Origin of the sequence: Lachnoclostridium sp. An131, from assembly GCF_002160825.1 — a bacterium.
Taxonomy (GTDB): domain Bacteria; phylum Bacillota; class Clostridia; order Lachnospirales; family Lachnospiraceae; genus Laedolimicola.
In genome coordinates, this window is the sequence record NZ_NFLI01000001.1 from 24,433 (window position 1) to 47,714 (window position 23,282).

The following is a 23,282-nucleotide window of genomic DNA, read 5'->3' on the forward strand; positions in this document are numbered from 1 at the left end:
AATTTTCTTAATATTCTGAGGCAGTCGGCGGCGCCGATTATTTCCTGTATTGCTATGACCTTTATTTTGATCACGGGAAACATTGATCTGTCCACGGGATATATTGTCAGTCTTGTTTCAATTTCGTGCGGAATTATGGTGAAAACCCTGGAGCTTTCTCCGGGTCTGGTAATTCTTTTATGTCTTTTGATAGGATGTGCAGCTGGCGCGGTAAACGGCCTACTGGTAACCGTATTCCAGATTCCCTCATTTATCGTAACTTTAGGCACAGGAATGATTCTTACAGGGTTGGCGCAGCTGGTCAGTCAGAATACCTCCTATCATGATCTGCCGGATGGATTCCGGGCGTTTGCTAAAGCAGAACCGTTTTCGCTTCCTATTACCATTTTCTATGCGATTATCATCGCCTTTATTGTGTGGGTTGTCCTGCATAAATCCGTTTTCGGTCGAGAACTGCGGGCTTTGGGGCTTAATGCCCAGGCCAGTCGTATAGCAGGAATAAATGAGAAGAAATCGGTTTTTATTACCTTTGTGATTTCCGGCTGCTTAACGGCTTTTTGCAGTATTCTTATGACGATTCGTGTAAATTGTGCCCAGCCAGATCTGGGAGGGAGTAATTTTTCCTTTGAAGCAATAACAGCGGCTGTGATAGGAGGAACGAGCCTCCTGGGAGGCCAGGTAAATGTGCCCTGCTGTGTGGCCGGAGCTCTGATTATCAAATGCATCGAAAGCTGGATTAATATTCTGAATCTGAATTATTACCTGTATCAGGCGATTTTGGGCATTGCGATTTTGGTTGCGCTTGTGGCAGATGCTTTGAAAAACAGGGCGAGATAGGAGGAGCGGCATTGAAAAATAAAATTCTGGAATTGAACCATATCACGAAATATATATTCAATGTGAGCACAGGAAAACCGATCCGTGGAACAGAGATAAAAATTTTGGATGACGTTCACTTTGATCTCTATGAAGGAGAAGTGCACGCGCTTCTAGGGGAAAACGGAGCGGGCAAGTCGACGCTGATGAAAATTATAGGCGGTATCATTCCGTATGATGAGGGAAGCATGACACTGAACGGAAAAGAGGTGCAGTTTCATAATTCCCGGGAGGCGAGAGCAAGAGGAATCGCCTTTGTACATCAGGAACTGAATCTGTGCACGAATATTGATGTGGCTCATAATTTTTATCTGGCAAATGAACCTACAGGAAAGCTGGGGTTAATGAAAGAAAAAGAGATGTACCGGAAAAGCGCGGAGGCAATCCGGGCGTTGGGATTTGAATTAGATACGCATACAAAGCTCGGGAAACTTTCTACGGCACAGCAGCAGATTGTAGAAATATCAAAGGCATTATCCTTTGATTCCAAAATTATTATCATGGATGAGCCTACAGCCAGCCTGACCAGAAAAGAAATTGATATGCTCTTTTCGTTGATTCATGATTTGAAAAACCGAGGGATTAGCATCATCTATATTTCCCATCGATTGGATGAGATTCAGCAGATAGGGGATCGGATGACGGTGATGCGTGACGGCTGCTATATCGGAACTATGGAGAGGGTAAATTACAGTGACGAACAGGCAGTCAATATGATGGCAGGCCGTATTACAAAAAATATATTTGAAAAAGAACATGTACCGGGAGAGGAGACTGTGCTGGAGGCCAAGGGACTGAAGATAGGAGAAGCTACTGAGCCGTTGGACTTCACAGTTAAAAGAGGAGAAGTGGTGGGGCTTTGTGGTCTTGTGGGAGCTGGGCGGACGGAACTGGCTAGAACGATTTATGGTGAGCGCCCAGACGCTGGCGGCGAAGTCTGGTATGAAGAAGCCTTATATCAAAAACGCTCTCCGGGATTATCCATTAAGAAAGGCATTATTTACTTATCCGAGGACAGAAAAATAGACGGACTGATCACAGCGGCAGATGTGTCAGAGAATCTCGTTCTTTCTGCACTTCATAAGCTGTTCCCAAAAGGAATCATAGACAGAAAAAGACAAAAGCAGGAGGTGCAGCGACTAATAGAAGAGTTCAATATTAAATGTATGGACGGCGGACAAATTGTATCCACATTGTCAGGGGGCAATCAGCAGAAGGTGTCCTTGGGAAAATGCTTTGCAGTAGAGCCGAAGGTTTTGATTCTTGATGAGCCTACCCGCGGGATTGACGTTAATACAAAATTTGAAATCTATCATCTGATAGATCAAGCTGCGAAAAACGGACTTTCTGTTCTCGTAATTTCATCTGAAATGGCGGAATTAATTGGCATGAGCGATCGGATATATATTATGCGGGGAGGTACGATTACAGGAATGGTATCAGAAAAGGAGGAGATGACTCAGGAAAATCTGGTCGCGAAAATTATTGGGGTGTAAGAAAGAAATTTTTTAGATAATGTATAGGACAATGTGAACGAGAAAAAGTGCACATTGTCCTTTTTGCGGTATATGGAGCTTAATTCGTCAGAACCTTAATAAACAGAATTGCCAGCACCACCAGGATCACCGGCTTTACAATCCGCGTCCCGTTTTTTACGACCATACCTGCGCCCAGGTAATGTCCCGCGATGCAGAAAAGAGCGGCGGGCAGCCCGAGGGGGAAGAGAACCTGTCCGTTTAAAATGAAAACGGCAAGGGCTCCGATATTAGAAGCCAGGTTGACCGCCTTTGTGTTTGCAGAGGCTGTCAGAAGATCGAGCTTAGCCAGGCTGGTGTACAGGAGAATCAGAAAGGTTCCCGTACCGGGGCCGTAGAAGCCGTCGTAAGTACCTATCACAAAAGAGACCGGCATGCAGATCAGAAATGTCTTCCGGCGGGACAGCTTTTCCTGCCCGGCCTGTTCCAGATCCTTTTTGCGGAGCACATAGTAGGCTGCGACAGGCAGTACGGGCAGCAGCATGTACTGGATCAGCTTTTCGCTGGCGAGAAGAGCCAGCGATGAGCCGGCGCCGGAACCGATCAGAGAGCAGGCGACGCAGGCGCCGGCCAGCGGAAGATCCATGTATTTGAAAAGCCGGGCGGCTGAGATGGTGGTTCCAAGCGAGGATGAAAGCTTATTGGTGGCAATTGCCATATGAGGAGGAATTCCGGCAAAGAGGTAAGCGGGCAGAGAGATCAGGCCGCCGCCTCCCCCAATAGAATCTACAAGCCCTGCAAGGAACACCAGAGGGCATACAATCAAAAGCATATGCAGTGAGACTTCCATTCGTGATTTCTTCTTTCATTATATTTCTGCAGGATGGCTCATGCTCCTGGCTGGCAGGGACAGGCACGGCCCTGCCTTTTGCTATTTTAGTAAAAGGACGCGGCGCTGTCAATAAAAATGCTTTGTGGGGCGGCTGGGGATGTGCTATAATGTCAGGGAGAATCTGGATTTCCCGGATTCTGATGCAAAGACTCTATGGAGGAACATTATGAAGTTTAAGGAAAGATATCTGGCGGGTGAAATTCCTTTTGAAGAGATCGACCGGTACATTGAAGAATGGGGGAACAGCGACGAGACCTGTACGCTTCGGGAGTACCTGGGTCTGAATGCGGAGGAAGAGGACGTCTGGATTTCCGACAGCGACGAAGCGCTTCAGGAGCTCCTGGACAGCCAGAAAGGGCGCGCCTGATATTATGGTCCGGGTTTATCTTACGGAAATCACAGAAATTTCCGAGGCAGAAGGAAAAGGCGCGGCGTATGCCCGTGAAAGGCAGTCGGCGGCGGCCCGCCGCCTTCTTATGCTGGCGCTGGAAAAGGAGTATCCGGAGTCTGCAGGGGCCTTTCGGACAGAGCAGGTGGTCAAGGATGAGCGTGGAAAGCCTTATCTGGCCGGGTATCCAGATATCCACATCAGCCTTTCCCACAGCGGCAGGCTGGCGGCCTGCGCGGTTGGGAAAAAGCCGGTAGGCGTGGATGTAGAGCTGCGGAAAATGCGGCAGAACAGAGAACGTGTCGCCCGGAAGCTCCACGCGGCAGAGCAAGAATGGCTGGCGGCAAGGGCGGAAGAAGAACAGGAAAAGGCTTTTTATGATCTCTGGGTCCGGAAGGAGAGCTTTTTGAAGGCGACCGGAGAAGGGCTGCGCCTTGCGCTGGATTCCTTCTGTACAGTAGGAGATGAACTGTGGACCTGTGGGTTATATTCCGGGACGGCAGAGAGAGTACGGCAGAATTCCGGGGACAGTGCGTATTTTATCCGGCAGTATGAGCTGGCGGGCGGGAGGTACAGCCTGGCGGTCTGCTCGGAGGAAACGGATTTTGTGGAAGAGCCGGTCTGGCTTTCTGCTGAACGTGAATTTTGATCTGGCTTTTTACAGGCCAGTCTGATAGAATGAGGGAGAGGTGAGGAGTATATTATGGCCAAGAGAAAAAAAAAGAAAAAAATGCCGGTGCCTTTGATTGTTGTGCTGTGCGTCTGCGTAGTGGCGCTGGGAGTGAGCATCTGGCAGCTTTCCGATATATTTTTGGAATATAAGGCGGGAACAGATGAATACGAGGATCTGCAGCAGTATGTGATGGCTGAGATTCCGGAGGACGGGGAGACGCCGGCAGCTGAGGACGCCGCAGAAGAGGGCGAAGACGGTGTGGAAGAGGAACGCGTACAGCGTGTGGCGTTAAGCGAGCTGCAGGCGCAGAATCCCGATACGGTGGGCTGGATCGAGATCCCGGGTACGGGAATCAGCTATCCTCTGATGCAGGCGGACGACGACGCCTATTATCTGAACCATACCTTCAGCAACAAGGTGAACAGTGCGGGCAGTATTTTTGTCGAGGCGCTGAACAGTCCGGATTTTACAGATCTGCATACAATCATTTACGGGCATAATATGAAAAACGGTTCCATGTTTGCGGGACTGAAGAATTACGCGTCCCCGTCCTATCTGGTGGCACATCCGAACGTGTACATCGATCTGGCGGATGGAACACACTGTTATCAGATTTTTTCCGTCTATGAGGTGGAGGCTGAGAGCGACAGCTACACGATAGGCTTTGCGCCGGACGAGCAGTATGAGACGTTTCTGCAGACGCTGAAGAGCCGTTCGGAATATGATACGGGAGTGACTGTGGCAAAGGAGGATTCTATTGTCACCCTTTCTACCTGTACCAGAAACGGGGAACACAGATATCTGGTTCATGCCAAAAAAATATATTAGCGCCTGAGACAGAGCAGGGAGAAAGACTGACGGAGCAGATCGGTTCACGGGAAAGAAGGGATGATTGTGGGCGGAAATGCAGCGGTAGATGAAGAAAAAGTGAAGCTTTTGAAGGAATATGTGCAGGAATGCGGTTCCATTGTGTTTTTTGGTGGGGCAGGCGTGTCCACGGAAAGCGGGATTCCTGATTTTCGCAGCACAGACGGCCTTTACCATCAGGAGTGGAGGTATCCGCCGGAGACGATCTTAAGCCACAGCTTTTTTGTGAGCCATACGGAGGAATTTTTCCGTTTTTACAGAAAGAAAATGCTGTGTCTGGACGCGGAGCCGAACGCGGCCCACAGAAAGCTGGCTCAGCTGGAGCAGCAGGGAAAGCTGTCTGCGGTGGTGACGCAGAATATCGACGGCCTTCACCAGGCGGCCGGGAGTCAATGTGTCTATGAGCTTCACGGCTCTGTGCACAGAAATTACTGCCAGCGCTGCGGCGCATTTTATGATGCCCGCTATATTCTGGAGTCCGAGGGAATTCCCCGGTGCAGCTGCGGCGGCGTCATCAAGCCGGATGTGGTGCTGTATGAGGAGGGACTGGACAGCCAGGTGCTCCGGGGTGCGGTCAGCGCGATTTCCAGGGCGGATATGCTGATAATCGGCGGGACGTCTCTGGCGGTCTACCCCGCAGCCGGGCTCATCGATTATTTTTCCGGCAGGCATCTGGTGCTTATCAACCGCGACGCTACGCCCAGGGACAGAGAGGCAGATCTGCTGATTCAGGGTAATATAGGAGAGGTGCTCAGTGGAATATAAGGTAGGAGATATCGTAAAGCTGAAAAAGCCCCACCCCTGCGGAAGCTCTGAGTGGGAGATCTTGAGAGTAGGCGCTGATTTCCGTCTGAAATGTCTGGGCTGTGGACACCAGGTTATGATTGCAAGACGGCTGGTGGAAAAGAATACCAGGGGCTTAAGAACGCCGGGAGAGGCGTGAGAACGAATAAGAATCAATAAGAATCCTGCGTGCCTGCAAAAACGGCGCGCAGGATATATTTTTATAATGAGTTAGTTAATGCTAATTATCAAGAGCCCTTGTATAAGCGGCTTCCAGGCTTCCGCTCAATGCTACTCCAAGCTTTGCCATCACGCCGTCCAGCGCCTTCATAACCGCGAGAACCTTTTCCTCCCTTGCATTTTCGCCCATATGCCCAATGCGGATGACCTGACCTTCCAGCACGTCGAAGGAGCCGGCAAGCATCAGGTTATAGTCTGTGCGCAGGGCAGCCAGAATGGCAGAGGCGGTGGTTCCTTCCGGCACATCAAAGACAGAGACGGTATTGGACCAGCCGTCACGGGTGTGAAGCGTAAGGCCGCACCCGGTAAGAGCGCTGCGCACAGCTTCGGCAATGCGTGCGTGGCGGCCGAGAATGTCCGGATCTGCCTGGATGTTTTCAAAGGCAGTGCGCAGGCCCCGGATATCGCTGATGGGCATGGTATAGGGGAACCATTGCTTTTCAAAATAGCCGTCAAAGGCCATAAGATTTGCGTAGAAGGAGGCGATGGGGGTCTTGCGCTCCTTCATGGCCTTCCAGGCGGCTGGGCTTATCGTGACAAAGGTCAGTCCCGGAGGCGCGGACACAGCCTTCTGGGAACCGCCGCAGAGTAGATCGATCTGGAAGTCGTCTGCGCGGACCTCTTCGCCGAACATGGCTGAGACGGAGTCCACGACTGTCAGGATGCCATAGGACTTCAGCAGAGGGCAGATGCGGGAAATATCGTTGAGCACGCCGCTGGGGGTGTCGCAGTGAACTACGGTGGCGTATTTGAAATCGTGATCCTTTTTCAGATATTCAGCCAAGGCGTCCACCTCAAGTGTATGAAGGTAGTCTGCAGTGTAAAGCACGGGAATGCCGCCGTACATGCTTACGAAATCCGCGAAGCCCTTTCCGAAGACTCCGTTGTCCAGAACCAGAACCCGGTCTCCCGGTTCGGTCAGACTGGCGCAGGCGGCCTCCAGGCCGAGAATGCCCTCTCCGCCCAGGATCAGAGTCTCGTTTTTGGTATGGAGCAGGGAACTGATAAGCTCACAGGTTTCTTTATAATAGGTGAAAAAATCCGGATCGAGGTCGGGATTGGTACAGGGCAGAGCCCTTGCCGCCAGTACATTTTCCCGCACATGCGTGGGGCCGGGCGTCATGATTTCATACATAATGTTCTTCCTTTCTGTCATTTCCTTACTGTCGTGCTGTATCAAAAACAGGCCTGTTACAGCTGTTTGTATATGTTACAGCGTACTATAGCGGGAAAGTGGCTTTTTTAAAATAGCCAGTTTTTTATAAAATGACCAGGCCAGTTTGCGGAGAGAGAGTGAAATCCGTTTTTTCAGCAGCCGGACAGGCTGAAGAATGCTGTGTTCTGTATTGTGAATAGTGCAAAAGGAGAATAAAGGTTGCAAAAAGAGGGATTACAGGGTATGATGAAAAAAACGCAGTCTGCCCGAAGGGGCGGGCGGTCAGGGGGAAGACTGGACATGGAAATGCAGGAAAAAGAAAAGCAGGATGCGGTGGAATACACGCCGCTGGAGGTTCCGGAGGTAGTGCCGGGAGTGACGGCTGTAGATTATCCGGAGATCAGTGATTTCCTGAAAAATATGAAGCTGAAGGGCAGTCTGTTTGGCTTTCAGAAAGAGGACGTATATGAAAAAATGCAGAAGCTGAACGGAATGTACCAGGCCAGGGCCCAGCAGATGCGGGATCAGGCGCGCGGACAGCTGAAGCAGATGAAAAAACAGAATCAGGAAGAGGCGGAAGAGCTGAGGCAGCGGCTGGAGAAGGAAAAGCTGGAATTTCAGGCAGGGCTTGAGGAGGAGCAGAAGCAGCTGCGGGAAGCCCTTGAGAAGGAGCGCAGCGAGGCGAAGGAGCAGCTTGAGAAGGAGCGCAGCGAAATGAAAGCGCAGCTTGAGAAGGAACGTGAGGAAGCGGCTCGCCAGCTTGAGCAGGCCAGAGTGGAGATACGCCGGGAGATGGAAGCGCAGCTTCACGCGGAGGCAGAGAAGCGCGACCGGGAGCTCGCAATGGTCCGCGAAGAGATGGACAGGCTGATCGAGCGCCTTCATATGCTGAAAAATAAAGTGAAAGCGGCAGCGGGAGAAGAACAGGCAGGATAGGATAGCACAGATGAAAAAAGATGAAAAGCAGTCAGTGGATGAAATTCTGGAGGAGAAGATAGAGAAGGTTCAGAGAAGGCGGGAATGGAAGCGTTTCCTGATAGAATGCGTCGTGGTGGTGACGGCAGTCTACCTGATTTTTCACTATTGTATCGGCCTGGCTTTTGTCAGCGGACATTCCATGGAGCCTGCTCTGAAGGACGGCGAGCTGGTGGTATTTTACCGGCTGGATCAGGCGTACCAGACAGATGATATCGTGATTATCCATCGGGAAGAGAACGTCGAGTATGTCAAGCGGATCGTGGCGGAGCCTGGAGATGTCGTGGAGCTGTCGGAGGACGGCGTCCTGCTGGTCAATGGATCTCCGGAGGACAGGGATGTACTGGGAGAGACGCTGACGGTTTCGGGCGGTGTGGAATTCCCCTACACGGTGCCGGAGGGCAGCTATTTTGTCCTGGGGGATAACCGGGGAAATTCGAGAGATTCCAGGGTGTTCGGCGCGGTGCCGCAGGAGGAGATTACAGGCCGTGTATTTTTCCATCTTGGGATGACGCAGTAGTGCTTCAAAAAAAGGAAAAGCGGCAGGAAGCGGTTAGGGCTTCCTGCCTGTAAAATGAGGAGTGCCCCGACATATCATTGCTGATATGCCGAGGCTATTATGAAAAAATTTATCTATATGTGTAGTGAAAGCGTTTTAATTGAGCTTCTATTCTTTAGAGCTCTTCTTTTGGAGTGACTTTAGTATAGCAATTGATTATGAATAAAGTGTGAACAAAATATGAATTTATTGTGAAAATACACAAAATATAGAGCGGTCAAAAGAAAAAATAGGGCAAATTACCTAAAACAAGCGAGGAGAAGCAGCCCTTGCCCAAGGCAGAGTGCTCTTGCCAAGCCTGTCCGGGTGATGGTAAAATAGAAGAAACACAGGCTCTTTCCGGAGAGGGGCCCTTATTTTGAAAGACGAGGAGAAGGAATGGAGAAGGATTTGACAAGGCCGGTGTATATCATCGGACACAAAAACCCCGATACAGATTCAATCTGTTCGGCGCTTGCTTACGCGTACCTGAAAAACCATCTGGAGGGAGGCGGCTATATTGCGGCCAGAGCGGGACAGCTGAACCAGGAGACCCAGTATGTGCTGAATTTCTTTCAGGCGGAAGCGCCCGTTTATGTGGCGGATGTGATGACGCAGGTAAAGGATATTGAGATCCGTAAGACGGAAGGCGTCAAAGGGAACCTTTCCCTTAAGCAGGCATGGAACCTGATGCGGCGGCTGGGCGTCGTGACGCTTCCGATTACGCGGGAACAGAAGCTGGAGGGCCTGATCACGATCGGCGATATCACCACCTCCTACATGGACGTATATGACAGCAAGATTCTGGCCCAGGCGAATACCCAGTACAGCAACATCATCGACACACTGGAGGGCAAGATCCTGGTGGGATCGCCCGACGACTACTACAATAAGGGCAAGGTTCTGATAGCTGCGGCCAATCCGGATCTGATGGAGGATTATATTGAAGAGGGAGATCTGGTGATTCTGGGGAACCGCTATGAATCCCAGCTCTGCGCTATTGAAATGAATGCCGGCTGCATCATCGTATGCGAGGGCGCGAAGGTATCCATGACGATTACGAAGCTGGCTCAGGAGCATGGCTGTGTGGTGATCAGCACGCCGCTTGATACATTCACCGCAGCCAGGCTGATCAACCAGAGCATGCCGATCCGGTATTTTATGAAGTCGGATAATCTGACCATTTTCAATGTCAATGAGAAAACCGAGGACATCCGGGAGGTCATGGGACAGAAGCGCTACCGTGATTTCCCGATTGTGGACAAGGACGATAATTATGTGGGCATGATTTCCAGGCGGAACCTGCTGAATCTGAAACGCAAGCAGGTCATCATGGTAGACCACAATGAGGAGTCTCAGGCAGTGGACGGAATCGAGCACGCAGAGATCCTGGAGATTATAGACCATCACCGCCTGGGCTCTCTGGAGACGATGGCTCCTGTGTTCTTCCGGAACCAGCCTCTGGGATGTACGGCTACCATCATGTATCAGATGTACCAGGAAAAGGGCGTGGAGATTCCCAGGAAGATTGCGGGGCTGCTCTGTGCGGCGATTATCTCGGACACGCTGATGTTCCGTTCGCCCACCTGTACGGCGGTAGATAAGGCGGCAGCCGAGTACCTGGCGCAGATTGCCGAGGTAGATATCGAGGATCTTGCAGTGGACATGTTCTCGGCCGGCAGCAATTTAAGCGCCCGGACTGCGGATGAAATCTTTTTCCAGGATTTCAAGCGGTTCAGCGTAGGAAATGTGGAGTTTGGCGTAGGCCAGATCAATTCCATGAACGCCATCGAGCTGGGAGAGATCCGGGAGAAGATCGTGCCCTATATTTCGACAGCTCTGAAGGAGAGCGGCCTGAACATGATTTTCTTCATGCTGACAAACATTATCCGGGAGTCTACGGAGCTGCTCTGCTGCGGAGCCAATGCGGATGTTCTGGTGAAGGAAGCCTTTCAGCTGCCTGAGGACACCGATGCCTACGAGCTGAAGGGGCTGGTATCCAGAAAGAAGCAGCTGATTCCGGCCCTGGTCGGCATGATCCAGCAGATGGAAGAGATGAGGTGAATTCCGCCGAAGGCGGAAGAGAGGATCCCCTGGGGGGGACGAGGTGAATATGAAAAAACAGCACTGGAGAGCAGGAAATATGCTCTATCCCCTTCCGGCAGTCATGGTAAGCTGCGCCAGGGAGGGAGAAAAACCGAATATTATCACAGCAGCATGGGTCGGAACAATCTGTTCCGACCCTGCTATGGTATCCGTCTCCATCCGTCCGGAACGGTATTCCTACCAGATCATCCGGGAGACAGGAGAGTTTGTCATCAACCTGACGACGAAAGAGCTGGCGTATGCCACGGATTACTGCGGCGTGCGTTCCGGGAGGGATGTGGACAAGTTTCTGGAAACCGGGCTGACGGCGGAAAAGGCGCAGCATCTGAAGTATGCGCCTGTCATCGGAGAGAGCCCGGTCAATATTGAATGCCGGGTGACAGAGGTGAAGGAGCTGGGGTCCCACCATATGTTTCTGGCTGAGGTGCTGGGCGTATCCGTGGATGAGGCTTATCTGAATGAGAAGGGGCGTTTTGAGCTGAACAGGACAGGCCTTATCGCCTATTCGCACGGCGCCTATCTGACCCTGGGAGATTCCTGCGGGAGCTTCGGATACAGCGTAAGAAAAAAACGTCCGGGAAATGCGGAAGCGCCCCGGAGTACGGAAAAGGAAAGCAGAAAAAGAAATGAAAAGGAACGTAATTTTGATCGGGATGCCCGGCGCGGGCAAGAGCACAATCGGCGTCATTCTGGCAAAGGTGCTGGGAAAGGACTTCATCGACGCGGATCTGGTAATCCAAAAGGAAGAAGGACGTCTTCTCAGTGAAATCATAGAGCAGGAAGGGCCGGATGGCTTTCTTGCCATAGAGGAGCGGGTCAATGCGGAGATCCAGCCTGAGAGCGCAGTGATCGCCACCGGCGGGAGCGTGGTGTATGGGGCGAAGGCCATGGAACACCTGAGCGGAATCGGCGCTGTCGTCTATCTGAAGCTTTCCTATGATGCGGTGGAGGCGCGTCTCCGGGACATCCGGGGGCGGGGCGTAGTGCTGCGCAGCGGGCAGACTCTGAAGGATCTGTACGAAGAGCGAGCGGGACTCTATGAACGTTATGCGGAGGCAGTTGTGGAAGAGGACGGCCTGAATGTGGAGGAAACATTAGAAAAAACTTTACAAGCGCTGAAAATGCTGGTAGAATAAGAAATGTTACAAAAGTATTACGAAGAAATGAAGTCTTCCGCAGACCTGCAGGCTGCGGAAAAGAAGAACGAATGAGCAGGAAAAAATTATTTTTTAATAAAAGATCAAAACTGACGTTTATTGAGGCTATGGTGATCACCTGCGGATGCATGCTGGTGGGGGTGCCTCTTCTGGGAAGCGGCTTTGGCAGCGGAAACAGCTATTACGAGGTGACGCTGGAAGGCAAGGTCGTCGGCTCGGTGCGTAATCCGGACGTCGTAGAGAATGCGTTCCTGGAGGCCAGGGCCCGGATTTCCCGTGAGACAGAGGGGCTGGTGCTGGCCGATGTGGAATACAGCCTCGATAAGGTGCCGAGAATCTTCGGAAGCACAATGGATCCGGAGACGCTGACGGAAGCCATCTATCAGGAGCTTAAGGATGTGGTGGCGACTGCCAAGAAAAAGGCATACCAGCTGAAAATCAATGAATTTACAGTGACGCTTGGCGGATATCAGGACGTCATGGATGTGCTCTATGCCGCAAAGAACCGGTATGACGCCGAAAATGAGTTTCAGATCAGTGTCGTTTCCGACGCGGAGCGTGAGCTGAACGTCTATACGGTGGAGGTGTCCCCGCAGGAGACGGAGGAACTTCTGGAGCAGACGGAGCCCACAGGCATCGCGGGCGTTCCCGGCACAAGCGCCGGTATCGGCGAATTCGACGTCAGCTATGCAGTGGAGGACGTCATCACAGAGACGGTCACCCAGGAGGATGTCCAGAATGCCGGCGAAGAGCAGGACGAGCTTCAGGAGGTGGCTGGAGACGGACTGAGGGACGTGGATTTCAGCGAAAAGGTAGAGATTGCAGAGGCATATGTATCGGAAGACCAGATTACGCCCACAGACGAAGCGATAGAGATGGTTACCAAGGAGACGGCCAAGAATACGGTCTATGAGGTACAGTCAGGCGACACCCTTTCTGTGATTGCGAACAGCAACGGGCTGCTTGTGGCGGAGGTTCTGGCGCTGAATGAAGGCCTGTCAGAGGATACGGTTCTCCATCCCGGGGATCAGATTATCATTACGGTGCCTGAGCCTGAGCTCACCGTGACCACGGTAGAAGAGTCCACCTATGAAGAGGATTATTATGCGGAAGTGCAGTATATAGACAATGACGAGTGGTACACGACAGAGACCGTCGTGCGCCAGGAGCCGGTGGCGGGCCACCATGAGGTGACGGCCCTGATCACAAAGGAAAACGGCACGGAGACAGGCAGGGAGATTATCGCTGAGACCGTCATGACGGAGCCTGTGCCGGAGATCATCGAGCGGGGCACTCAGACGCCGCCGACCTATATCAAGCCGCTGTCAGGCGGAATCTTCACCTCTGGATTCAAATGGAGATGGGGAAGACAGCACAAGGGATTGGACTGGTCCACCCCGGTCGGAACCTCTATTTTTGCATCCTGCGGCGGAACGGTGATCCAGGCAGGCTGGTTCAGCAGCTATGGAAACTGCGTTACGATACGGCATCCGGACGGCAACCAGACACGCTACGCGCACTTAAGCCGTGTGCTGGTGTCTGTGGGAGAGACCGTGGAGCAGGGAGAGCGGATTGCCTTAAGCGGAAATACCGGACGAAGCACAGGACCGCATCTGCATTTTGAGATCATTGTAAATGGTTCTCAGGTCGATCCGCTGACTATGCTGGAATAGACAGAATAAAACAGAGAGTAACAGAAGCCCCGTACTGAGGAATCAGCCCGGGGCTTTTTTCGGTATATATGTTCCGCCTGAAGGAAAAAGCTTTCCCATGGTTTGCTTTACATTTTACAAAACCAGGATAGAAAACTTTACAAACTGTTTCCTATAATAAAAGCAGAAAACAAAAGCTTATCTGTTTTGAAAGAAGGAAAAATGATGCAGGCGGGAAATGGAATAGACCTGATATTGTTTGTGCAGGTGCTGTGGGTTTCTGTATGCTGTCTGGGGACGGTTGTCTGTATGATTCGCAGCAGAAAAGAAAATTGAAAAAGACGTGACAGGCAAAAGGCGCCCGGGTCTCTCAAGACCTGAGCGCCTTTTCCTATCGATTGAGCTGCTTATACAACAGAAAACTATACAACGGAAAAGCCCTTATTCTTGATGCAGCTTTCCACCTCAGGCACATCCTCTGTCTGAAAGATCAGTACCGGGAGCCCGGAATCGCGGTTAAAGGAAAGGTAGATATAGTTGATGTTGATATTGCTTTCTGCCAGAGCCTTCAGAAGACGGTTCAGGTTTCCGACCTCGTCTGCCAGCTCCACGCCGATGACGCTGGTCAGGCGGCAGAGATAGCCGGCTCTTTCCAGGGCGTCCATGGCCTTTTCCGGATCTGATACAACCATACGGTTGATGCCATATTCCGCTCCGTCGTTTGTACAGGACCCCCAGATATTGATGTTCTCGTCCGCCAGTATCTGCGTGATGCTCTGCATGGTTCCCTTTTTGTTTTCTGCGTATATGGATAATTGTCTGAGCATAATGCTACCTCTCCTTTGTTCGAAACTTCTCTTACCTTAGGCTAACTGTAAACATGATACCACAGGGCTTTGTATTTTACAATGGTAATCAGAAAGACTTTGTGCTATACTAACCGTTATGGAAGAATTAAGAAGATTGCTGGAAAAATATATAGATCAGGATCTGGAGCAGCTTATTTTAAGCGCTCCCCGAAAAGGGCAGGAGGAACAGAAGGTTCGGATCCGGCCAGTGCTTTTAAAGGGACAGCTGAAATTTCAGGCAGAGATTTTCCGGGGAGTTCAGGCGTTTCATGAAAATATGGAGAAGGAGGAGCTCCTGAACCGTATCTTAAGCTGGATGGAGCATACCTTCTGCCAGCTGCAGCTGACAGGTCCATCTGGAAGCGTGACTGCGCTGGTCAGCAAAAAGGGCCGTGTGACCGTGAAGGAAAAGCGGCAGTCCGGCGGCGGAAGAGCCGGGAATGGAACGCAGGAGGCTTCCGGTGTAAAGAGGCCGAATCTGGAACATAATAGAAAGAAGGCCTATCTGCTGGAAGAAGGGAAACCGGTGCCCTTTCTGGTGGATCTGGGTGTCATGACTGCGGAGGGCCGGGTTGTGCACGCACGCTATGACAAGTTCCGCCAGATCAACCGCTTTCTGGAATTTATTGAGGACATTCTCCCGGCGCTTCCCAGAGACAGGGAGCTGACGATCCTGGATTTCGGCTGCGGAAAGTCCTATCTGACCTTTGCGGTTTACTATTATCTCAGGGAGTGCCGGGGACTGGATGTGCGGATTATCGGCCTTGATTTGAAACGAGATGTGATTCGCAGATGCAGCGAGCTTGGCCGGAAGTATGGATACGAAAAGCTGACCTTCCTGGAAGGCGATATCGCCGGGTATGAGGGCTGCAGTCAGGTGGATATGGTGGTGACCCTTCATGCCTGCGATACGGCTACGGACCATGCGCTTTATAAGGCGGTAAAATGGAACGCGAAGGTCATTCTGTCGGTGCCCTGCTGCCAGCATGAGCTGAATGCGCAGATTCAGAATGACGTCCTGGCTCCCGTGCTGAAATACGGCCTTTTGAAGGAAAGGATAGCGGCGCTGGTGACAGACGGACTGCGGGCGGAGCTTTTGGAGCAGCAGGGCTACGACACGCAGATCCTGGAATTTATCGATATGGAGCATACGCCGAAGAACATCCTGATTCGGGCAGTGAAGCGTAAGGACGCAGAAAACGCAGGCAGCGTGTCTGAAGGTCCGGGGAAAAGGGCAGAAGAGAAAAGGCGCAGGGAATGCGGGCAGGAATACTGGCGCTGCGCAGAGGCGCTGCACGCAGATCTGACTCTTGCGAGGCTTCTCGGCGCGGGAGCGTCCCCGGCAGAGGCTTACCGGAGAAGGCGGGAAGGAGGAGAAGGCCAATGAAAAAGACTGTTTTGAAAATCGTATCTGTCCTGGCGGCCTTTTTTCTCGGCGTTCTGGGAATGGGCTATTATCTGATGGCCGGAAATACAGATTCTACGGCGCATATGGCTTCGGCTTCGCTGCCTCTGATCTACCTGGAACAGAATGGCCGCTCTCTGAATCTGATGCACGGCTATACCAAGAGCATGGACGCATCCTATATCCGGGACGCAGTTCTTCCGCTTCCGGAAAGCCGGGAGATTTCTGTGCGCATAGAGAGCCCGGATACGGCAGTGCGGGGCGTTCATTATGAAGTGAGGAGCACGGATACGGAACGCCTGATAGAGGATGGAGAACTGACGGAGCTGGAACGGGACGGCAGCGAGATTCGCGCCACATTCCAGCTGATGGATCTTCTGGAGGATGGCGGAGAATATCTTCTTGTGATCCGGCTGGAGCTGGAACAGGGACAGGAGGCATATTATTATACACATATTGCAAACGTGGGCAGCACGCATCTGGAAGAATGTCTGGAGCTGGTTGATACGATTCACAACGCGCTGTTTGACAAAAACAATACGGTCAGTATCGCCCAGTATATGGAGACGGATTCTACAGCGGACAACAATACGCTGGATCATGTGACGATCCATTCCCGCTACAATCAGATGATCTGGGCGGATATGGAGGTACAGGCGCCTGAGGGAGAGGTCAGAACCTATATTACCGAGATAGAGGATTCTGTCGCTTCGGTCCGCCTGGAGTATGAGGTAGAGTATGAGAATGAAGAGGCGCAGACAGAGCGCTATGAGGTGACGGAGTCCTTCCGTGTCCGGTACACGGAGCAGAGAATGTATCTCCTGAATTACGATCGGAAGGTAAACCGCATCTTTGATCCGGAGCTTGATATTTTCTCCGATGATTCTGTCATGCTTGGCATACTGAATGAGGATGTGGAATACCGGAAGAACCAGGAGGAGAATATTGTAGGCTTTGTGCAGAACGGACAGCTGTGGAGCTACGACGCGGCGCAGAATAAGCTGTCGCTTGTCTTCGGCTTCCGCGAGGGGGACGATCTGCGGGGCAGCTACGGAGAGCATGCAATCCGGATTCTGGATGTGGACGAATCCGGAAGCATGAATTTCCTGGTATATGGATATATGAACCGGGGCCCTCACGAGGGAGAGACTGGTGTGGCCCTGTATACGTATGACGCTCTGGCAAATTCCGTGGAGGAGAGAGTATTTCTGGAGAGCAGCCGCTCCTTTGAGGCGCTGCAGGCGGAGCTGAACGATCTGGCCTATGTGAATAACAGACAGCAGTTTTACCTGTACCTGGATGGAAGCATTTTCCGGATCGATCTGAATACGCTGGAATATGAGACAGCGGCCACGGAGGTCGGCGCAGAGAGCTGCGTGGTGTCGTCGGACGGACGTTTTGCCGCCTGGCAGCAGGAAAATTCCCTGTATGAATCCGGTTCTGTCTCTGTGATGGATCTGGAGACCGGATCGAGAAGAAGCATTTCTACCCAGGAGGGCTGCTATATTCAGGCGCTGGGCTTCATGGGAACGGATTTTATCTATGGTGAAGCCAGACAGAGTGATGTGCAGCAGGACATTGCGGGGAACTGGCAGTTCCCCATGGGCCGTGTAGTGATTCAGGACCAGTACGGTGAGGAGCTTCGCGTCTCTGACTATGAAGCGCTGGGTAAATTTGTAGTTTCGATTTCGATTGAGGATAACCGGATTTCGCTCGAATGTGTGCAGCGTTCGGCTGACGGCGGCTTTGAGGAAGCGGTGCCGGAGACGATTACAAACAGGGATGTGGAAAATGTGGAAAAAATATCTCTGGAAACGCAGAATTCCGGGGATAAGAAACGGGAATATTATTTCTCACTGGCAGAGGGACACGGCACAGGACGCCTCCGGCAGCTTGCGCCGGAGCAGGTGCTTTTTGAGGGAAGCCGGACGCTCTCCCTGGAGACAGATACGGCAGATGAGAGGTATTATGCCTATGGCTTTGACGGCTCCTTCCTGGGAGCTTATCAGAAGGCGAACGAAGCGATTCTGGAGGCCTATGACGCTATGGGCTGCGTGGTGGACAGCAGCCAGGAGTATATCTGGAAAAGAGGCGGACGGAGAACCCGGGCAGAGCTGTCTGGCATGGAGAATCCCCAGCAGAACGCAGGTGAGTCAAGTCTGCAGGCGGCTCTTGAGATTCTTCTGGGCACGCAGCAGATTTACAGCGATGTGGAGGCCTACCTGGCGGAAGGCTACACGCCCTATGAGATTCTTGCGGAACAGATGAATGGGCGCGTGCTTGATTTGTCAGGATGCTCTGTGAGCATGATACAGTATTATATCAGTCAGGGATATCCGGTTCTGGCGATGCAGGGAGGAAATGCGGCAGAGCTGATTACAGGCTACGATCAGCAGAACATCATCGTCACGGACCCGCTTACCGGTGAAAGCAGCCGCCGGGGTATCAATGACAGCACGCAGATGTATGAGGAGCTGGGCAACCTGTTCCTGGTCTGTCTCCCGGCTGAGGAGGCATAAAGCAGGGCGGAGGAATTGCGGCGTCTGCCGCTTCTGCCCTGCAAAAGCAGCACACGGCAGTGGCAGCGATAGAAGAAGGAGGAATATGCAGACATGGATGAGAGAATCAAGACGCTGGCGAAAAACCTGGTGAACTATTCCTGCAGGGTGAAAGCAGGAGACAAGGTATATATCAATTACACCGGGCCTTCTACAGAGGATTTGACGAGGCAGCTTGTGAAGGAAGTGTACGCTGCAGGCGGACTTCCCTTTGTGCACTATATCAATCCGAAGGTGCAAAGAGAGGTGCTTCTGAACTGTACAGAGGAGCAGCTTAAGATGATGGCAGAGCTGGCGTCCCGGGAGATGTCCCAGATGGACTGCTATATCGGTGTGCGCGGCAGCGACAACGTGTCAGAGCTGTCTGACGTACCTGCAGACAAAATGAATCTGTATGAGACCCTGTATTCGACGCCGGTACATCATGGTATCCGCGTCCCGAAGACCCGCTGGGTGGTTCTGCGTTATCCGAACGCGTCGATGGCCCAGCTGTCCGGCACAAGCACAGAAGCCTTTGAGGATTTCTACTTCCAGGTGTGCAACCTGGATTACTCCAAGATGGGGCGCGCCATGAAGGCGCTCGTGGAGCTCATGAACCGCACAGACAAGGTGCGGCTGACCGGAAAGGGAACAGATCTTACCTTTTCTATCAAGGATATCCCGGCCATCGCCTGCGACGGACAGCTGAATATTCCGGACGGAGAGGTCTACACGGCTCCGGTTCGTGATTCCATAAACGGCGTCATCACCTACAATACGCCGTCCCTCTATCAGGGCTTTACCTTCGAGGATGTGCGTCTGGAATTCCAGAACGGAAGGATTGTAAAGGCTGCGGCAAATAACACCGAGCGCCTGAACCAGATTCTGGATACGGACGAGGGCGCGCGCTATGTGGGCGAATTCGCCATCGGAGTGAATCCCTATATTCTGAAGCCGATGAAGGATATTCTTTTCGATGAGAAGATTATGGGCTCTATTCATTTTACGCCGGGCAACTGCTACGACGACGCATACAATGGCAACGTAAGCGCGATTCACTGGGATTTGGTCATGATTCAGAGAGAGGAGTACGGCGGGGGCGAGATATACTTTGACGACAGGCTGATCCGGAAAAACGGACGCTTTGTGCTTCCGGAGCTGGACTGCCTGAACCCCGAGAATCTGGTATAACTGGTATAACAGGAAAGGGCTGCCGCTGTCTTTGGCGCAGCCCTTTAGTCTTCTTCGATCACCTGAAGCTCCAGGTAGTCAAATTCAATCTGGTCGATAAAGCTGTCCTGGTAAAACCGTACCTTTGCGTGCCGCTGAAACTCCCGGATATTGGAATCCAGCCATACAGGCTGGCTTAAATCAAATTCATGGCAGACCTGGTCCAGCGCATGAAAAACCTTGTGCGTCCTTGTGTCCTCTGTGCCGTCGCAGACGACGGTATCCCGCAGCATGCGGTTGTCTTTAAATTCCTTTGCCCAGAGACGGAACATGATTTCCCTCCATAAATAAAATTGAAAATAAAGCCAGGATAACGTGAAGCGCAGCTGTTCCCGCGCGGTTTAATGATTTTCAGTATAGAGGATTCCGCCGGGTTTGTAAAGAAGGTGTTTTCGGGCTTGTTATTTTCCCTGCGATCCGATATAATGTCGCTCATATCAATTTAACGAGAAAGATGTAATGCAAAAGAGGAGGAGACATGAATCCGATACTGTATGAGCTTCTGTGGTTCTTTTTCCTATATGCCTTCGCGGGCTGGGTCATCGGCACTGCGGCGGCAGCGGTCCGGGAGAAAAAATTCGTGGATGTAGGGTTTCTTTACGGCCCTGTCTGCCCGGCCTATGGTTTTGGCGGCGTGATATATGCGATATTCCTGACAGAGCTGAAGGATCACCTGTTTTTCCTGTTCCTGGGCGGCGCGATCCTGTGCTTTCTGCTGACTCTGCTTACAGGCTTTGTACTGGAGCGGATTTTTCACCGAAGATGGTGGGATTATTCAAGAAAGAAATTCCAGTTCGGGGGCTATGTGAATCTGCCCTATGCTGTGATCTGGGGTGTTCTGGGTGTTTTATCGGTTCTTTTTGTAAATCCGTTCCTTCGGGGAACGCTGAAGCTGATTCCCCGGACGGCGGGAGAAGTGATCCTGATTGTGCTTGTCGTTTTAACGGCCCTTGATCTGGCGGGAACTCTGACTGGAATTCTGAAGGTTAAATCTCATGTGAAGAAGCAGTCTCTGCTTTACGGAGTGTCGGAAAATCTCCAGAAGACTGCGGATACGATGGGCAAGGGCCTGACCCGGCTTGTGCTCCGGCGTATGGAGCGGGCCTATCCGTCCCTGAATGCAGGAGAGCTCCTGAAAGCCAGAAGGGAGCAGGAGCAGAAAAGGAAGGAGGCCAGAGAGGGGGCGGGCGTGTTTGCCCGGGGCTGCTCCTTCTATAAGCTGGTCAGCCTGTTTTTCCTGGGAGCCTTTCTGGGGGATATTACGGAAACCATCTTTGTCTTTGTGACGGCCGGAAAGCTCATGAGCCGGAGCAGCGTGGTGTATGGCCCCTTCAGTATCGTCTGGGGACTGGGCTGCATGCTTCTGACTGCCATCCTTTATCAGTACCGGGACCGCAGCGACAGCTTTATCTTTGTCTTCGGCACGGTTATGGGCGGAGCCTATGAATATATCTGCAGTGTGTTTACAGAAATCGTCTTCGGCACGGTTTTCTGGGATTACAGCAATATCCCCTTCAACCTGGGAGGCCGGATCAATCTGCTGTTCTGCTTTTTCTGGGGGATTGCGGCAGTGGTCTGGATGAAGCTCCTTTATCCGTTTATCTCAAAGTGGATTGAGAAGATACCGAAGAAAACCGGAACCTGGGTTACCTGGATTCTGATCGTGTTTATGGTGTTTGACATCGGCGTGACAGCCCTGGCCATGAACCGGTACACGGTTCGGCAGACAGGGGAGGGGCTTCACACGCCGGCAGACGCGTTCATGGATAAGCATTTTCCGGACGAACGGATAGAGAAGCGGTTCCCGAATCTGAGAATCGTGGAAAAGCCGAAGGGGCCGGAAGCGGTGCAGAGCGGGGAGAATGATGCGGAAAACCCGTAAATCCCTGCGATTTTCCTGCGAAAAGAGCTTGAATTTCCAGAAAATCTATGGTATAGTATTACCTCGTGATATATTATTAATTTCCTTGTTTCCCCCAGAGTGAGGAAGCCAGAGACCAAAAGGAGGTAAAGCATGAACAAGTATGAATTAGCATTAGTTGTGAATGCAAAGGCAGAGGATGATGTCAGAACCGCTACCGTGGAGAAGGCAAAAGAGTACATTGCCCGTTACGGCGGCGTTGTGACAGAGGTTGAAGATTGGGGCAAGAAGCGTCTTGCTTACGAGATTCAGCACATGAGAGAAGGATTCTACTACTTCATCCAGTTCGACGCTGAGGCTGACTGCCCGGCTGAGGTAGAGAAGCATGTTCGCATCATGGAGAATGTCATCCGCTATCTGTGTGTTCGCAAAGACGCATAGACGTAAGGTTTTTGACCGGAAAAGTGGAGGATTGTTGGTATGAATAAGGTCATTTTAATGGGACGTTTGACAAGAGATCCGGATGTGCGCTATTCGCAGGGCGAGAGCGCCACAGCGGTAGCAAGATATACGCTGGCAGTAGACCGCAGATTCAGAAGAGACGGCGACGCGACGGCTGATTTTATCGGCTGCGTGGCTTTTGGCCGGCAGGCTGAGTTTGCAGAGAAGTATCTGCGCCAGGGAACGAAGATAGCGATCACCGGCCGTATCCAGACCGGAAGCTATACGAACCGTGACGGACAGAAGGTTTATACCACAGACGTGGTAGTGGAGGAGCAGGAATTTGCGGAGAGCAAGGCAGCCGCAGGCGAGCGCGGCACAGGCTTCCAGCCCCAGCAGAGCTCCAATCCGTTCCAGTCTGCACCGGCTCCTTCCGCAGCGGCGGGAGATGGCTTTATGAACATCCCGGATGGAATTGACGAGGAGCTTCCGTTCAACTGACAATCGTGGAACAGTTTATAGAATTATAGAAGGAGGAAACAGCCATGGCTTACACAAAATCCGATAAAGGCGACGCTCCGATGAGACGGAGAGGCATGGGACGCAGAAGAAAGAAAGTCTGCGTATTCTGCGGCAAAGAGAATAACGAGATCAGCTACAAGGATGTAGCAAAGTTAAAGAGATACGTATCTGAGAGAGGAAAGATCCTTCCCAGAAGAATCACAGGAAACTGTGCAAAGCACCAGAGAGCGCTGACTGTAGCGATCAAGAGAGCACGTCACGTAGCTCTCATGCCGTATGTGATGGACTAAAACCTGATAAATACGGGCTTTCCGGGGTTCCGGGCAGAAAATTTGACTCAATTTTGACTCAACTTTGACGCAGGAAATCTGGGGGCTGACTCAGGAAAAAGGACGGGCCGGAAGGCGAGAGGGAAGGAATGGATACATGATTTTCCCTTGCTTTCCGGCCCGGATTATGTTATATTAACAGTAGAAAAGGGAAAGCCAGAGACACACGGCCTACCCGTATAGTTTTAAGCTAATTTTATCATTAGCCGTCACTACTGCGAATAGTGGCGGCTATTTTCTGCCCCGGAAGATTGTGTAACACAATCCCACCAAGGCCACAATGAATGTACAAAACTGAAGCAATTCAGAATATGTAATCATTGGCTTCGCC

Annotated in this window: 25 protein-coding genes; 20 read left to right on the top strand and 5 right to left on the bottom strand. The window is 51.7% G+C overall.

Annotated features, from left to right (window positions below):
• The first annotated feature begins 54 nt into the window (after nt 1-54).
• Complete coding sequence (locus tag B5E77_RS00120) at nt 55-837, top strand: ABC transporter permease (protein WP_242963532.1); 783 nt, start codon at nt 55-57, stop codon at nt 835-837.
• Nucleotides 838-848: 11 nt separating this feature from the next.
• A complete protein-coding gene (locus B5E77_RS00125; protein ID WP_087163361.1) occupies nt 849-2,372 on the top strand; it encodes a sugar ABC transporter ATP-binding protein in 1,524 nt (507 codons plus the stop codon).
• 79 nt (nt 2,373-2,451) lie between these two features.
• Here B5E77_RS00125 and B5E77_RS00130 read toward each other — a convergent pair whose 3' ends face one another.
• Entirely contained in the window at nt 2,452-3,201 is a 750-nt protein-coding gene (locus B5E77_RS00130) for a sulfite exporter TauE/SafE family protein (RefSeq protein ID WP_204247992.1), read from the bottom strand.
• Between the two features lie 208 nt (nt 3,202-3,409).
• Here B5E77_RS00130 and B5E77_RS00140 point away from each other — a divergent pair, with 208 nt between their 5' ends.
• The 5 genes from B5E77_RS00140 to B5E77_RS00160 all read left to right on the top strand — a co-directional run bounded on the left by B5E77_RS00140 (nt 3,410) and on the right by B5E77_RS00160 (nt 6,114).
• Nucleotides 3,410-3,610, top strand: coding sequence for a hypothetical protein (locus tag B5E77_RS00140; protein ID WP_087163363.1), 201 nt, complete (start codon nt 3,410-3,412; stop codon nt 3,608-3,610).
• Nucleotides 3,611-3,614: 4 nt separating this feature from the next.
• Nucleotides 3,615-4,280, top strand: a complete 666-nt coding sequence (locus B5E77_RS00145; RefSeq protein ID WP_162609606.1) for a 4'-phosphopantetheinyl transferase family protein — start codon at nt 3,615-3,617, stop codon at nt 4,278-4,280.
• 54 nt (nt 4,281-4,334) lie between these two features.
• Nucleotides 4,335-5,132, top strand: a complete 798-nt coding sequence (gene srtB, locus B5E77_RS00150; RefSeq protein ID WP_087163365.1) for a class B sortase — start codon at nt 4,335-4,337, stop codon at nt 5,130-5,132.
• A gap of 66 nt (nt 5,133-5,198) precedes the next feature.
• Nucleotides 5,199-5,936, top strand: a complete 738-nt coding sequence (locus B5E77_RS00155) for an NAD-dependent protein deacylase (protein WP_242963515.1) — start codon at nt 5,199-5,201, stop codon at nt 5,934-5,936.
• Nucleotides 5,926-6,114 carry a DUF951 domain-containing protein gene (locus B5E77_RS00160; protein ID WP_087163367.1) on the top strand — a complete coding sequence of 63 codons (189 nt, stop codon included), beginning with the start codon at nt 5,926-5,928 and terminating at the stop codon, nt 6,112-6,114. Before B5E77_RS00155 ends, B5E77_RS00160 begins: the two co-directional genes overlap by 11 nt.
• An 81-nt stretch (nt 6,115-6,195) precedes the next feature.
• Here B5E77_RS00160 and B5E77_RS00165 read toward each other — a convergent pair whose 3' ends face one another.
• Nucleotides 6,196-7,329, bottom strand: a complete 1,134-nt coding sequence (locus B5E77_RS00165; protein ID WP_087163368.1) for a pyridoxal-phosphate-dependent aminotransferase family protein — start codon at nt 7,327-7,329, stop codon at nt 6,196-6,198.
• 264 nt (nt 7,330-7,593) lie between these two features.
• Here B5E77_RS00165 and B5E77_RS00170 point away from each other — a divergent pair, with 264 nt between their 5' ends.
• The 6 genes from B5E77_RS00170 to B5E77_RS00195 all read left to right on the top strand — a co-directional run bounded on the left by B5E77_RS00170 (nt 7,594) and on the right by B5E77_RS00195 (nt 13,799).
• Nucleotides 7,594-8,286 (top strand): hypothetical protein, encoded by a 693-nt coding sequence (locus B5E77_RS00170; protein ID WP_087163369.1) that lies wholly within the window; start codon nt 7,594-7,596, stop codon nt 8,284-8,286.
• A 10-nt stretch (nt 8,287-8,296) separates the two neighbouring features.
• Nucleotides 8,297-8,845, top strand: a complete 549-nt coding sequence (gene lepB / locus B5E77_RS00175) for a signal peptidase I (protein WP_087163370.1) — start codon at nt 8,297-8,299, stop codon at nt 8,843-8,845.
• Between the two features lie 417 nt (nt 8,846-9,262).
• Entirely contained in the window at nt 9,263-10,927 is a 1,665-nt protein-coding gene (locus B5E77_RS00180; protein ID WP_087163371.1) for a putative manganese-dependent inorganic diphosphatase, read from the top strand.
• Between the two features lie 49 nt (nt 10,928-10,976).
• The gene (locus tag B5E77_RS00185; protein WP_204247993.1) at nt 10,977-11,735 is read left to right on the top strand and encodes a flavin reductase family protein; all 759 of its coding nucleotides are present in this window, start codon (nt 10,977-10,979) and stop codon (nt 11,733-11,735) included.
• Complete coding sequence (locus tag B5E77_RS17165) at nt 11,623-12,105, top strand: shikimate kinase (protein WP_242963533.1); 483 nt, start codon at nt 11,623-11,625, stop codon at nt 12,103-12,105. The genes B5E77_RS00185 and B5E77_RS17165 overlap by 113 nt, the downstream gene beginning before the upstream one ends.
• Before the next feature lie 71 nt (nt 12,106-12,176).
• On the top strand, nt 12,177-13,799 hold the full coding sequence (locus B5E77_RS00195) for a peptidoglycan DD-metalloendopeptidase family protein (protein ID WP_087163373.1): 1,623 nt from the start codon (nt 12,177-12,179) through the stop codon (nt 13,797-13,799).
• A gap of 401 nt (nt 13,800-14,200) precedes the next feature.
• On the opposite strand, the gene B5E77_RS00200 is transcribed toward B5E77_RS00195, so the two are convergent.
• Nucleotides 14,201-14,605 carry an amino acid-binding protein gene (locus tag B5E77_RS00200; RefSeq protein WP_087163374.1) on the bottom strand — a complete coding sequence of 135 codons (405 nt, stop codon included), beginning with the start codon at nt 14,603-14,605 and terminating at the stop codon, nt 14,201-14,203.
• A 118-nt stretch (nt 14,606-14,723) separates the two neighbouring features.
• On the opposite strand from B5E77_RS00200, the gene B5E77_RS00205 reads away from it, so the two are divergent.
• The 3 genes from B5E77_RS00205 (at nt 14,724) to B5E77_RS00215 (ending at nt 19,759) form a co-directional block, all read left to right on the top strand.
• Nucleotides 14,724-16,013 carry a class I SAM-dependent methyltransferase gene (locus B5E77_RS00205; RefSeq protein WP_087163375.1) on the top strand — a complete coding sequence of 430 codons (1,290 nt, stop codon included), beginning with the start codon at nt 14,724-14,726 and terminating at the stop codon, nt 16,011-16,013.
• Nucleotides 16,010-18,550, top strand: a complete 2,541-nt coding sequence (locus B5E77_RS00210; protein ID WP_087163376.1) for a hypothetical protein — start codon at nt 16,010-16,012, stop codon at nt 18,548-18,550. Before B5E77_RS00205 ends, B5E77_RS00210 begins: the two co-directional genes overlap by 4 nt.
• A 93-nt stretch (nt 18,551-18,643) precedes the next feature.
• On the top strand, nt 18,644-19,759 hold the full coding sequence (locus tag B5E77_RS00215; protein ID WP_087163377.1) for an aminopeptidase: 1,116 nt from the start codon (nt 18,644-18,646) through the stop codon (nt 19,757-19,759).
• 44 nt (nt 19,760-19,803) lie between these two features.
• Here the strand turns inward: B5E77_RS00215 and B5E77_RS00220 are convergent, their stop codons facing one another.
• Nucleotides 19,804-20,070: a hypothetical protein gene (locus tag B5E77_RS00220; RefSeq protein WP_087163378.1), complete on the bottom strand. Its 267-nt coding sequence runs from the start codon at nt 20,068-20,070 to the stop codon at nt 19,804-19,806.
• Between the two features lie 206 nt (nt 20,071-20,276).
• Between B5E77_RS00220 and B5E77_RS00225 the strand changes: the two genes are divergently transcribed.
• The 4 genes from B5E77_RS00225 (at nt 20,277) to rpsR (ending at nt 22,912) form a co-directional block, all read left to right on the top strand.
• On the top strand, nt 20,277-21,680 hold the full coding sequence (locus tag B5E77_RS00225; protein ID WP_204247994.1) for a putative ABC transporter permease: 1,404 nt from the start codon (nt 20,277-20,279) through the stop codon (nt 21,678-21,680).
• A gap of 132 nt (nt 21,681-21,812) precedes the next feature.
• Complete coding sequence (gene rpsF, locus B5E77_RS00230; RefSeq protein WP_087163379.1) at nt 21,813-22,100, top strand: 30S ribosomal protein S6; 288 nt, start codon at nt 21,813-21,815, stop codon at nt 22,098-22,100.
• A 39-nt stretch (nt 22,101-22,139) separates the two neighbouring features.
• Nucleotides 22,140-22,601 (top strand): single-stranded DNA-binding protein, encoded by a 462-nt coding sequence (locus tag B5E77_RS00235; protein ID WP_087163380.1) that lies wholly within the window; start codon nt 22,140-22,142, stop codon nt 22,599-22,601.
• A 44-nt stretch (nt 22,602-22,645) separates the two neighbouring features.
• On the top strand, nt 22,646-22,912 hold the full coding sequence (gene rpsR, locus B5E77_RS00240) for a 30S ribosomal protein S18 (protein ID WP_087163381.1): 267 nt from the start codon (nt 22,646-22,648) through the stop codon (nt 22,910-22,912).
• Nucleotides 22,913-23,182: 270 nt separating this feature from the next.
• On the opposite strand, the gene B5E77_RS17585 is transcribed toward rpsR, so the two are convergent.
• Nucleotides 23,183-23,272: a putative holin-like toxin gene (locus tag B5E77_RS17585; RefSeq protein WP_334293257.1), complete on the bottom strand. Its 90-nt coding sequence runs from the start codon at nt 23,270-23,272 to the stop codon at nt 23,183-23,185.
• Nucleotides 23,273-23,282 lie beyond the last annotated feature (10 nt).

Bases quoted from the DNA above. Each gene is read 5' to 3' on its own strand.
- B5E77_RS00195 (WP_087163373.1), top strand. From the start codon at position 12,177: ATGAGCAGGAAAAAATTATTTTTTAATAAAAGATCAAAACTGACGTTT.
- B5E77_RS00140 (WP_087163363.1), top strand. From the start codon at position 3,410: ATGAAGTTTAAGGAAAGATATCTGGCGGGTGAAATTCCTTTTGAAGAG.
- B5E77_RS00165 (WP_087163368.1), bottom strand. From the start codon at position 7,329: ATGTATGAAATCATGACGCCCGGCCCCACGCATGTGCGGGAAAATGTA.
- B5E77_RS17585 (WP_334293257.1), bottom strand. From the start codon at position 23,272: ATGATTACATATTCTGAATTGCTTCAGTTTTGTACATTCATTGTGGCC.
- B5E77_RS00205 (WP_087163375.1), top strand. From the start codon at position 14,724: ATGGAAGAATTAAGAAGATTGCTGGAAAAATATATAGATCAGGATCTG.
- lepB (WP_087163370.1), top strand. From the start codon at position 8,297: ATGAAAAAAGATGAAAAGCAGTCAGTGGATGAAATTCTGGAGGAGAAG.
- rpsF (WP_087163379.1), top strand. From the start codon at position 21,813: ATGAACAAGTATGAATTAGCATTAGTTGTGAATGCAAAGGCAGAGGAT.
- rpsR (WP_087163381.1), top strand. From the start codon at position 22,646: ATGGCTTACACAAAATCCGATAAAGGCGACGCTCCGATGAGACGGAGA.
- B5E77_RS00185 (WP_204247993.1), top strand. From the start codon at position 10,977: ATGAAAAAACAGCACTGGAGAGCAGGAAATATGCTCTATCCCCTTCCG.
- B5E77_RS00215 (WP_087163377.1), top strand. From the start codon at position 18,644: ATGGATGAGAGAATCAAGACGCTGGCGAAAAACCTGGTGAACTATTCC.
- B5E77_RS00210 (WP_087163376.1), top strand. From the start codon at position 16,010: ATGAAAAAGACTGTTTTGAAAATCGTATCTGTCCTGGCGGCCTTTTTT.
- B5E77_RS00120 (WP_242963532.1), top strand. From the start codon at position 55: ATGACCTTTATTTTGATCACGGGAAACATTGATCTGTCCACGGGATAT.
- B5E77_RS00170 (WP_087163369.1), top strand. From the start codon at position 7,594: ATGATGAAAAAAACGCAGTCTGCCCGAAGGGGCGGGCGGTCAGGGGGA.
- srtB (WP_087163365.1), top strand. From the start codon at position 4,335: ATGGCCAAGAGAAAAAAAAAGAAAAAAATGCCGGTGCCTTTGATTGTT.
- B5E77_RS00200 (WP_087163374.1), bottom strand. From the start codon at position 14,605: ATGCTCAGACAATTATCCATATACGCAGAAAACAAAAAGGGAACCATG.
- B5E77_RS00235 (WP_087163380.1), top strand. From the start codon at position 22,140: ATGAATAAGGTCATTTTAATGGGACGTTTGACAAGAGATCCGGATGTG.
- B5E77_RS00145 (WP_162609606.1), top strand. From the start codon at position 3,615: ATGGTCCGGGTTTATCTTACGGAAATCACAGAAATTTCCGAGGCAGAA.
- B5E77_RS00220 (WP_087163378.1), bottom strand. From the start codon at position 20,070: ATGTTCCGTCTCTGGGCAAAGGAATTTAAAGACAACCGCATGCTGCGG.
- B5E77_RS00180 (WP_087163371.1), top strand. From the start codon at position 9,263: ATGGAGAAGGATTTGACAAGGCCGGTGTATATCATCGGACACAAAAAC.
- B5E77_RS17165 (WP_242963533.1), top strand. From the start codon at position 11,623: ATGCCCGGCGCGGGCAAGAGCACAATCGGCGTCATTCTGGCAAAGGTG.
- B5E77_RS00130 (WP_204247992.1), bottom strand. From the start codon at position 3,201: ATGGAAGTCTCACTGCATATGCTTTTGATTGTATGCCCTCTGGTGTTC.
- B5E77_RS00225 (WP_204247994.1), top strand. From the start codon at position 20,277: ATGAATCCGATACTGTATGAGCTTCTGTGGTTCTTTTTCCTATATGCC.